A 10799-nucleotide genomic window follows, 5' to 3' on the forward strand; every position below is an offset into this window, starting at 1 on the left:
GACATAAACGTTGCATAAACGTTTTCCGGGACACAATAGGCGGGGACCCAAACAGGTAGGGAAAGGAGTGCGGTTTGGGGATTTTCCAGGGTTTTTGACTCCATGGATTTGGCGGCTCCAAACTTCAATATCCGAAATCCGAAGTGGCCAATTTTAATTGCATGCCAAACGATAAATTGCTACAATGATCATCAGTGAGAGTCATAGGTCAGAAGGCGAGTTTAGAGTTCAATTCGCGACCCGCACTCCGTTCCCATGGACTCCCAAATCTGCCCGAGGAGAGGTGAAGACATGCAAAAGAGAAGAAGCCGGCATCGATATACACTATTAGTCTCAATTGTAGCAGCAATAACCATAATGGTTTCTCTTGTATCTGCTCTCTATGGTTGCGGCGGATCGGATGATGAGAAATCGACTCCGAGTCCTTCACCAGTTGTAACTGCATCACCGACACCAACACCCACGCCTACTCCGACACCCACACCGACACCCACACCGACACCGACTCCAACGCCCACTCCAACACCCACACCGACGGTGACGGCAACAATGACACCGACACCTACACCCACTCAGAACCCGTATGCAGTGGAAGTGGCGCTGGCGTCAGAATTGCCAAACCTAGTGGTGGTGTTCGGAAACGTTGGCGGTCAGTGGCAAGCATACAATGGACCGGGAGTTACCTCCCTGCAAACCCTCACACTTGGTGGTGTTTACTGGGTATACACCACCAAGGACGTCACTCCAGCATGGTCCATACCGCTTTACAAGGGATGGAATCAGGTGGTCTGGATGTCCCCCACAACCCCCACAGTCTCAACAGCCCTCAGTGGTGATAAGGACACCGTCCTCTTTGTGATCAGCTTTAATATCCAGAACAACCAGACATCTTTGTATCAGAGCCCGGTGATTGCCCCGCTATCCGCACTACAGCCGGGAAAAGCATACGACACTTTTGTGCAAAAGGCCGGGACACCATTCCCCGAAATGTCCACCAAAATGATACCCTAATGTACTGATTGACATCTCTCGTTGGAGTTAAGAAAAGCACCCCACCGCCAGCGGTGGGGTGCTTTCGTTTATGCTTCGAGATTCTCTTTGGCTTCCTCAAACACCTGGGAAAGGCTCTCAGCTTCAACTGAGAGCCTTTCCCATTCCGCGGTCAGAGAAGCAATGGAATCTTTCAAATTGCGATGCTTTCTGATTGTTTCGACAACTTGAGCGCCATCGGAATAATGCTCCGGACTGGCCAGCAGAACCTCCACCTGACGGAGCTGAGCTTCGAGATCTGAAATCTGCGTTTCGATCCCATCAATCCGCTTCTTGACCGAGGAGCTCTGGCGATAGTATTCGTTGCGCAGCTCTCCTTCGATCCGCTTGCGCTCACGAAGCCTGTCTCGAGCAGAGCGCTCCATGGCAGCATCTGTTTTCGAATCATCAGCCACTTCCGAAACTCCATTTTCGGAAAACTCCTTCCAGTGGAGATAGCTATCGTAGTCTCCGGGAAAAACACTTACAGCGCCGCCCTTGACCTCAACGATCCTGTTGGCGATCTGCCGAATCAGCGTGCGATCATGCGTAATAAAACATAAGGTTCCGGAATAGGCTTCGAGGGCGTCGATGAGCACCTCCCGTGATGGAATATCGAGGTGGTTGGTAGGCTCATCCATGAGCAGGAAATTGGGGACCCCGAGAAGCATCTTGGCAATCGCCAACCGGCTACTCTCCCCACCAGAAAGAACCGATACTCGCTTATCGACATCATCGCCGCTGAAAAGGAAAGCCCCCAGTATCCCCCGCAGTTTTTGCTCGGTCTCATCCAATGCCACGCCCCTCAATTCGGCCAGGACGGTATTTTCCGGATTGAGCAGTTCAACCTGAAACTGGCCATAGTAAGCCAGCCCCACATTATGCCCCAACTTGCGCGTGCCCCCGTCAAAGGGCAACACGCCAGCCATCATTCTGAGTAAAGTCGTCTTCCCCGCACCGTTAGGCCCCACCAGAGCAACGCGATCCCCTCGATTCACCACCAGACTGAGATCGCGGTAAACCACATTCGCACCATACGACTTCAAGATGTGATCAAGGACAATGACCTCTTCGCCACTGCGTGCGGGCTCCGGGAAAGAGAATTTGACTTTACGGGTCGTCCTGGGCGCCACAATCCGCTCCACCTTTTCCAGCCGCTTGATCCGGCTCTGGACCTGCCCCGCCCTTCTTTTATCGGCGCGGAAGGTTTCAATAAACTCCATCTCCTTCTTTATCTTAAGCTCTTGTTTTTTCGCAGTAGCGTCCTGGACTTCAAGGCTCTTCTGACGTGTCTGGACAAAGCTATCGTAATTGCCCTTGTGCAAAATCACCCCGGTCGGTTCGATGGCAATCACCCGGCTCACCACTCGATTGAGGAAGGCCCGATCATGCGAGGTCACCAGAACTGCACCCCGGTATTCTCTGAGGTATTCTTCAAACCAGATGCAAGACTCCAGGTCCAGGTGATTGGTCGGTTCATCCAGAAGCAATACATCGGGATTGAGGAGAAGAAGTTTGGCCAGCGCCGCGCGCATCAGCCATCCGCCGCTGAACTCACCCAGAGAGCGGCTCCAGTCCGACTCGGCAAATCCCAGCCCGGAGAGGATAATTCTGGCCTCGTATTCGGCGTTGTAACCATCAGCCGCCTCGAATTGATGCTGGAGTTCGCCCAGTTCACGCAGCAGTTTGGCGGTATCTTCGCCGGAGGACTCGGCCAGCTCTTCCTGCAAAAGCTGAATCCGGTGTGCCAGACCGGTTATTCGGGTTGAGGCCCTGGTAACCTCGTCCAGCAGCCGCCTCTTGGAAAACGGCATAACATCCTGCTCCAAATAACCAATGGTGGTACCTTTGCGTACAGCGATACTCCCCGAATCGGGGCTCATATTCCCGGCGATGATCTCCAGCAGCGTGGTTTTGCCCGAACCATTCGGCCCGATGATAGCAATCCTGTCTCGCGCACCCACAGTCACGGTGACGCCACTGAAAATATCCCTTTGCCCATAGGATTTGGATAGATTGGAGATGGTCAGCATGACGATTGACGTTCGCCCTGAATCATCATACAATAGGCGCAAAGATATGGGTAGGGGCGCATTGCACCACCCTCCTATCAGGGTACTGAAAAAGAGATGAAGGATTCCTCCTTCCGGGGGTCTGGGGGTATCCCCCAGATGCAAAAGTTCCCCCAACGAGTGGGGGTTAGGGGGTTGAGTCAGGCTTTTTCAGACCCCTCTATGATTCGTGAGGTACCTAGTGGCAGCCGATTTAGATCAGAGAATCAAAACACTCGCCGACTGGCTATCCAAAGCAAACCATCTGGTGATTTTCACCGGAGCCGGGATCAGCACCGAATCCGGCCTGGCGGACTTCCGTGGTCCGGACGGCATCTGGACTCGCCGAGCCAGCGGGCTCATCGCTGAACAAATCGATTTTGCACTGGCTGAACCCAATGCGGCCCACCGGGCAATCGTCGAACTCCAGCGGCTGGGAAAGCTGGGATTCCTCATCACCCAGAATGTGGATAACCTTCATCTGAAATCGGGGGTCAATCCCGACTTGCTGGCCGAGTTGCACGGCAACATTACCCGGCAAAGGTGCACCCGGTGCGATTTCCTCATGGACAACTTTAACGACATGATCACCTGCCCTCTATGTGAGGGGATATTGGTCTCCAGCGTGGTCGACTTTGGCCAGCCACTGCCCCAAAAGGCCCTGTCCGAAGCATACCGGCATTCGGAGCAAAGTGACCTTTTTGTGGTGATCGGCTCCAGCCTGGTTGTCACTCCGGCGGCGGATATGCCCAAGATAGCACTGAGATCAGGCGCCAGGCTGGTAATCATCAACCAAGGGGAAACTCCGCTGGACCGGCTTGCCCACCTCAGATTCGGAGAGGCGATAGGAGAGGTGCTGCCTCGAGCAGTTGCCCGGATGATGTAGGGGGGAATGCTTCGCCCTACTCCTTTAACAGGGCGCGAGCGATGGTGATCCTCTGCATCTCAGAGGTACCTTCGTATATTTCGGTCAGCTTGGCATCTCTGAAGAATCTCTCCACCGGATAGTCCCTGGTGTAGCCATACCCTCCAAGGATTTGCATCGCCTTGCCGGTGACAAAAGCGGATACCTCTGAGGCAAAGACTTTGGCCATCGCGGCCTCTTTGGCGTAGGGCGTCCCATGATCTACAACATGAGCAGCATTGAAAGTCAAAAGCCGCGCTGCTTCAATCTGAGTTGCCATATCCGCCAACATCCACTGAATGGCCTCGAAGTTGGCAATCGTTTGACCGAATTGTTTGCGATCCTTAGCATAGGCCAAGGCAATCTCAAAAGCACCTTGAGATATCCCCACAGCTTCAGCCGCCACGGTAATCCGGCTCTCATCGAGAACCTCAAGAGCAATTTTCAGTCCCCGTCCTTCTTCACCCAGCCGATTCTCCGCCGGCACAAAGCAATCCTCAAACACCAGGTCCGTTACTGAGAGGCCGCGGAAACCCATTTGGCGCTCATATTTCCCCACCGAATAGCCGGGAGTATCACTATCGACAATGAAAGCAGCTATTCCCTTCTGCCTTAACGACTTGTCGAGAGTAGCGAAAACTACGCATATCTGAGCCTCAGCACCGAGACTAACAAACGTCTTGGTCCCGTCAATAACATAGCCCCCTTTGCGCTTCGTAGCGGTCGTGGATATGGCGGCAGGGTCACTTCCAGCAGCCGCCTCCGTGAGGCCAAAACATGCCAGCTTCTCTCCGCTGGCGTGAGGGGGAAGGTACTTGGTTTTCTGATCCTCATTTCCGTGCATTCTGACCGGAACAATGCCCAGTGACAGGCTTATTCGGAAATAGCCGCCGATGGCCGCTGATACCTTGGACATCTCTTCACTCGCAATGCAGAACTCCGTCATGCCCTTGCCGTTTCCGCCGTATTCCTCAGGAATGGTGAGGCCCATCAATCCCAGTTCCGCTATTTTTCTGACCTGCTCCTCTGGGAATTGTGCTGCTTCATCCACTTCTGCAGCTACAGGCGCCAATTCCTTCTGAGCAAAACCACGGACCATCATCTGTAGCATTTTCTGTTCTTCAGTTAATTGAAATACCACTTTGCCTCCTTTTCTCACACAGCAGAAAGTTGGACTGCATATCTTCGCCAATTAACCGTGCGCAGATGACTATCGGGTACACGCAAACACAGGTTGGTATTCTTCTCTTCTGATGATGAAGCCGTGTGGGAACAATGCGTCGAACAATCGTTAGGCTAACTGTAATTTTTTTGCGGGATGATGTCAAGAGCAAATCTCTTCCCATTCAAGATAAGCTTTAACGGATTCGCGCAGGGAAGAGGTGATGCGATGCGCCTAATCTCCGGACCCGCTACTGTCAATGATAATTGCGATGACTGCCAATGTAGCAACGGCAAGAAAGATACCCAAACCCCACCAGGCCCATTTGCGCTGAGTTGCCTTGAATTGTTCAACGCTATCCCATTGCTTGCTCTTCCAGGCCCATTGGTTACCCTTCGCTCCCACGACAAAGGCCATGACCAGACCGACATAGGGAATCAGGCAGAGAAGCGCTATCCATACCCGGTTCCCAATCCCCCATATCCAGGTTAGAAAGAACGCACCCCAGTTCCAGCCCTTGATTTCAGGAGGGATTTCTGCCGGGCTCAATTCAGGCGTTGGGGCTGTTATGTTTGCTGTCATTTTGCCGCAGAAATGACAGTATATCTCACCACCTTCGATAGTGGCTCCGCAATGAGGACAATATGGCACGCTAACACCCCTTCATTCGAGAAATACCCTCTTGAGAAAGCGCTGATTAAGTTCCGAATCAGCCTTGCAGATTTGTCCATCAGTATATCACAGATTGGGGAATTTTTCCGATATGGTTTAACCCCACGCAACTGTTTGACAAGGAATTGACGGTGGGTTATCCTCTAAATGTGCTCGGCGCCCGGCCGGTTGCCTTCGAAAACGGGCGTTGAACGCCTAATTAAATAGAGCTGTACCGCTAGAGGTGCTCAAAGCTGAGACTCCGGTTTTCGGAGAACTCTTTGAACCTGACCTCGATAACGCGAGCGAAGGGAAGCGGTTATCATTGAAACCAGAAGACCAAGAACCGATCCCGCGGCTCTTGGTCTTTTTTTATTAAGGAAGGGAGAAAAAAAATGACACAGACACAACTGGAAATCGCTCGAGAGGGAAAAGTATCGCCACAGATGAAAATCGTGGCCAAAAAGGAAGGCCTTGATCCGGAATTAATCCGACAGGGCGTGGCGGCTGGATTGATTGTCATCCCGGCCAATATCAACCATAAGGGACTCGATCCTTTCGGCATCGGAAAAGGGCTGCGCACCAAGGTGAATGCCAATATCGGCACCTCGCCCGACTTCGGCAACATCGAATCGGAGATGGCCAAGCTCAACGCCGCCATTGACGCCAAAGCGGATACCGTCATGGACCTCAGCACCGGCGGCGATATCGGCTCTATCCGCCGAGCCCTTCTCGAAAAATGCCCGCTGACATTCGGGACTGTCCCCATCTATCAAGCGGCGGTTGCAGCCATCGAACAACACGGGGCGATCGTCAAGATGACTGCCGACGATATGTTTGCTGCCATTGAAGACCACTCTCGGGACGGAGTCGATTTCATCACCGTCCATTGTGGCGTAAATCAGAAAACCATTGCTCGTCTGAAAAACGATGGCCGGCTGACGGATATCGTGTCGCGGGGCGGCTCCTTTCTGACTGCCTGGATGCTGCACAATGAGCGCGATAATCCCCTCTACGAACAATATGACCGGCTGCTGGAAATCGCCAAGAAATTCGATGTGACCCTGAGTCTGGGTGATGGGCTGCGTCCCGGCAGTCTGGCCGATGCGTCAGATAGAGCCCAGTTTGAGGAGCTTCTGACACTCGGTGAACTGGTAGACAGAGCCCGTGAAGCTGGAGTCCAAGTGATGGTTGAAGGCCCGGGACATGTCCCGCTGAATCAGATCGAGGCCAATATGCAAATCCAGAAACGGGTATGCAAAGGCGCTCCATTCTATGTGTTGGGGCCGCTGGTCACCGATGTCGCTGCCGGGCATGATCACATCACAGCCGCTATCGGGGGAGCCATAGCAGCAGCGGCTGGAGCCGACTACCTGTGCTATGTGACCCCTTCGGAGCACCTCGCCCTTCCTACCGTAGACGATGTGCGGGAGGGAGTGATGGGCAGTCGCATTGCCGCTCACGCAGGGGATATCGTCAAGGGAGTCAAAGGAGCATGGGAATGGGATAGAGCCATGTCCACTGCCCGCAAAAATCTGGACTGGGACAGCCAGATAAAACTGGCGCTCGATCCGCAGAAAGCCGCTCAAATCCGCTCTCGCCAGTCTACAGATAGCAAAGGTTGCACTATGTGCGGGAGCTATTGCGCTATGGAAGTGGTGAGCAAATACCTGGGCACGCCGAAGAAGGACTGCTGAGACCGTTGCAGCTATAAAATTCAATCAGGAGAAAAGACACCAGTGATAGATGAGATTGTCATATCCAGAGCCATAACCCAGAGTTTCATCACTGATTTTATGGATTACATGGAAGTGGATGTCGCCATCGCCGGGGCAGGGCCGTCCGGCATGGTGGCTGCATATTATCTGGCAAAAGCAGGGGTCAAAACGGCCATATTCGAAAGAGCGCTTCGTGTGGGTGGCGGCATGCCCGGCGGAGGTATGATGTTCAATCGAATCGTGGTGCAAGACGAAGCCAAGTTCATACTGGATGAGATGGGTATCCGAACCACTAAGTATCAAGAGGGCTATTTCGTTGCCGATTCCCTGGAGACCATCTGCACCCTTTGTTCTAAAGCCATACAGGCAGGCGCCAAGATATTCAATGCCATCAGCGTTGAAGACGTGATGGTTCGAGAGAATGACCGCATCACAGGCCTGGTGCTGAACTGGAGCGCCGTCGAGGCGGCCAACATGCATGTTGATCCCCTGACCATCAGAGCGAAGGCGGTCATCGACGCCACCGGTCATCCCAGTGAAATCGCCCGGATCGTAGCCAGGAAGATGGGGCCCAAGCTAAATACCCGCAATGGCGAGGTCATCGGGGAGAAATCCATGTGGGCCGAGGTGGGAGAGAAAGCCCTCATCGAGAATACCAGGGAGATATTCCCCGGACTCTTTGTCACCGGCATGGCAGCCAACGCTGTTTATGGCTCTCATCGAATGGGAGCGATCTTCGGCGGCATGTTCCTATCGGGGAAAAAAGCGGCCGAACTGATCGTTGCGAATCTCGCTCAGAAAGAGGTTCAAAAACAGGTCCCTTAATCAAGGGACCTCTGATTAAGTAGTGCAGGATACTTCCTGCCGGGGGTTTTGGGGGTGTCCCGTAGGGGGCACGTTGCAACGTGCCCTTACAACTCTTCCCCCAAGGGTGGGGGACAGGGGATTGACCATGATTGGATCGGAGATTCATTAGATCGCCTTATTGCAAAAAACACCCGCATAGGCATACAATACATACAATGAGAATGCGGACAGTTGGAGCCATCCTTCTGATCGTGGTCGTGACAGCTACTTTCTCTATGGCCACCATCTCCTGTGGCTCCAACAACGCCTCCGCCAAAACTCCGGACCTTCAAGAGCTGGCCCTCTCCACCGATTCCTCATGGCAGCGTTACCCGGACATCAATGACACATCGGCCGTCTGGCAGAACCGTGATGAATATACCATCCTGGGTTATGACCTGCTCACATCGGCCAGTTTCGTCATTTGTTCCGGACCAGGTATGGCCACTGATCCGAATATCAGCGGCAGCATCGTGATCTGGGCTGACAAGCGCAACAGCAACTGGGATATCTACGGATTCGATATCGCCACCAGGACCGAGTTCCCCATTTGCACCAATCCGGCAGACCAGACGTCCCCGGCCATCGATGGCAACTTGGTGGTCTGGGTTGACAAGCGCAACAAGAGTCCGGATATCTATGGCTACGATTTGAATACCCGCAGCGAATTTGTTGTCTGCGATGACCGGGCTGATCAGGCTTCGCCCTCCATGAGCCGAAACATCATCGTCTGGGCAGATAATCGAGACAAGAACTGGGATATCTACGGATTCGACTATCTCGCCAAAAACGAATTCCAGATCACCAAAGACACCAAAGACCAGCTCGAACCGGCCATCAGCGGCAGCACTGTGGTATGGGTGGACCTGCGCGATAAGAAAGGCGATATCTACGGCTCCGATATGGAAACCAATGTGGAGTTCCCCGTTTGTACCAGCAAAGGAGACCAGCAAGAGCCAGCAGTAGATGGCAACACGGTCATCTGGAGAGATAAGCGCAACGGCAACTGGGATATCTATGCGTATGATCTGGCGGCCAAGTCAGAATTCCCTGTTTGCACCAACACAGCCGAACAGTGGCGTCCGGCCATCAGCCACGACACAGTGGTGTGGATGGACAAGCGTAACGGCAACTGGGATATCTACGGAGTCAAACTACTGCCCAAGGGATAACGTGAAAGCGGAGATACTCTCCATCGGCACCGAGATCCTCCTCGGCGAGATTACGGACACCAATGCCGCCTATCTTGCCGGACAATTACCTCTTCTGGGTATCGATCTCTACCGGGTCACCCAGGTCGGCGATAATCAAACGAGAATCGTCGAAGCCCTTCACCAGGCCTGGGATCGCTCTGACCTGATCATCGCCACCGGAGGACTCGGCCCTACCGAAGATGATCTGACGCGCGAGGCGATCGCCGAAATGCTCCACCAGGAGATGGCGGTTGATCCTGCTCTGGAGGATTGGCTGAAAGGGGTATTCCATCGGCTGGGACGCGAAATGCCGGCAAGGAATCTCAAGCAAGCTACTCTAATACCATCGGCACGAGCAATCCCTAACCCCACCGGTACCGCTCCCGGTTGGTGGGTAAGACAAGGCAGCAAGATGATCCTGGCCATGCCGGGCCCTCCGGGAGAGATGAAGCAGATGTGGGAGAAGGAAATCAAGCCTGAACTCCAGAAGCTCAGCTCAGCCATCATCTGCTCTCAGACACTCAAAATATGGGGGCTTGGAGAATCGAAGGTCGACGAAATGATCAGCCCTCTGCTCTCTTCAACCAATCCCACCATCGGCGTCTATGCCAAACTCACCGGCATCGAAGTGCGCGTGACAGCCAAAGCCTCCAGCCGGAAAGAGGCAGAAAAGATGATCGTCCCATTGGAAAAGAAAATCCGATCCATCCTTGGCGATCACATCTGGGGCACCGGCGACGAAATCCTGGAAAAAATGGTGGGCGACTTGCTCCGCAGGCGGGGGTTAACATTAGCAACGATGGAGTCATGCACCGGAGGACTACTGGCCAATCTGATCACCGATGTCCCGGGAAGCTCCGATTACTTCAAAGGAGGCTTGGTAGCCTATTCCAACGAGGCCAAAGTGGCTTTCGGGGTTGACCGGCAACTGATCATCCGATACGGAGCAGTCAGTTCAAACGTTGCTGAAGCAATGGCTGTGGCAGCGAAGACTCGTTTGGGCGCCAGCATCGGCATCGGAACAACGGGAGTGGCAGGACCGGATGAACTCGAGGGGAAGCCTGTGGGTACAGTCTACATCGGAATCACAGATGGAGAAATAACACGATCAATACACGTTGCTTTTCCACAGCACCGTCCAAGAATCAAACGCTATGCAGCCATGGGGGCCCTCTTTGCGCTGAGGCGCCTTTTGCTGGAGAAGACTCACAATTGATTGCGAACCATGTCAAGGAGTTTCTTCAA

Annotated in this window: 9 protein-coding genes and 1 riboswitch; of the genes, 6 read left to right on the plus strand and 3 right to left on the minus strand. The window is 53.5% G+C overall.

The window, feature by feature from the left end; translation table 11 throughout:
* The first annotated feature begins 291 nt into the window (after positions 1–291).
* The gene (locus tag PHV74_05830) at positions 292–1011 is read left to right on the plus strand and encodes a hypothetical protein (GenBank protein MDD5093884.1); all 720 of its coding nucleotides are present in this window, start codon (positions 292–294) and stop codon (positions 1009–1011) included.
* Between the two features lie 68 nt (positions 1012–1079).
* Here the strand turns inward: PHV74_05830 and PHV74_05835 are convergent, their stop codons facing one another.
* Positions 1080–3095 (minus strand): ABC-F family ATP-binding cassette domain-containing protein, encoded by a 2016-nt coding sequence (locus PHV74_05835; protein ID MDD5093885.1) that lies wholly within the window; start codon positions 3093–3095, stop codon positions 1080–1082.
* A gap of 187 nt (positions 3096–3282) precedes the next feature.
* Between PHV74_05835 and PHV74_05840 the strand changes: the two genes are divergently transcribed.
* On the plus strand, positions 3283–3966 hold the full coding sequence (locus PHV74_05840; protein MDD5093886.1) for a hypothetical protein: 684 nt from the start codon (positions 3283–3285) through the stop codon (positions 3964–3966).
* Positions 3967–3982: 16 nt separating this feature from the next.
* Here the strand turns inward: PHV74_05840 and PHV74_05845 are convergent, their stop codons facing one another.
* Complete coding sequence (locus PHV74_05845; GenBank protein MDD5093887.1) at positions 3983–5125, minus strand: acyl-CoA dehydrogenase family protein; 1143 nt, start codon at positions 5123–5125, stop codon at positions 3983–3985.
* Positions 5126–5380: 255 nt separating this feature from the next.
* Entirely contained in the window at positions 5381–5797 is a 417-nt protein-coding gene (locus PHV74_05850; GenBank protein ID MDD5093888.1) for a zinc ribbon domain-containing protein, read from the minus strand.
* 230 nt (positions 5798–6027) lie between these two features.
* A riboswitch (TPP riboswitch) is annotated at positions 6028–6128 on the plus strand.
* Positions 6129–6192: 64 nt separating this feature from the next.
* On the opposite strand from PHV74_05850, the gene thiC reads away from it, so the two are divergent.
* The 4 genes from thiC (at position 6193) to PHV74_05870 (ending at position 10770) form a co-directional block, all read left to right on the plus strand.
* On the plus strand, positions 6193–7494 hold the full coding sequence (thiC, locus tag PHV74_05855; protein MDD5093889.1) for a phosphomethylpyrimidine synthase ThiC: 1302 nt from the start codon (positions 6193–6195) through the stop codon (positions 7492–7494).
* Positions 7495–7536: 42 nt separating this feature from the next.
* Complete coding sequence (locus PHV74_05860) at positions 7537–8340, plus strand: sulfide-dependent adenosine diphosphate thiazole synthase (GenBank protein MDD5093890.1); 804 nt, start codon at positions 7537–7539, stop codon at positions 8338–8340.
* A gap of 203 nt (positions 8341–8543) precedes the next feature.
* On the plus strand, positions 8544–9533 hold the full coding sequence (locus tag PHV74_05865; GenBank protein MDD5093891.1) for a hypothetical protein: 990 nt from the start codon (positions 8544–8546) through the stop codon (positions 9531–9533).
* A 1-nt stretch (position 9534) separates the two neighbouring features.
* Positions 9535–10770 (plus strand): competence/damage-inducible protein A, encoded by a 1236-nt coding sequence (locus PHV74_05870; protein ID MDD5093892.1) that lies wholly within the window; start codon positions 9535–9537, stop codon positions 10768–10770.
* Positions 10771–10799: the final 29 nt, after the last annotated feature.

The organism is Dehalococcoidia bacterium, assembly GCA_028711995.1.
Classification (GTDB): Bacteria; Chloroflexota; Dehalococcoidia; order SZUA-161; family SpSt-899; genus JAQTRE01.

What these genes read in the sequence shown, in the direction of transcription:
- thiC (MDD5093889.1), top strand. Translation starts at nt 6,193, where the DNA reads ATGACACAGACACAACTGGAAATCGCTCGAGAGGGAAAAGTATCGCCA.
- PHV74_05865 (MDD5093891.1), top strand. Translation starts at nt 8,544, where the DNA reads ATGCGGACAGTTGGAGCCATCCTTCTGATCGTGGTCGTGACAGCTACT.
- PHV74_05830 (MDD5093884.1), top strand. Translation starts at nt 292, where the DNA reads ATGCAAAAGAGAAGAAGCCGGCATCGATATACACTATTAGTCTCAATT.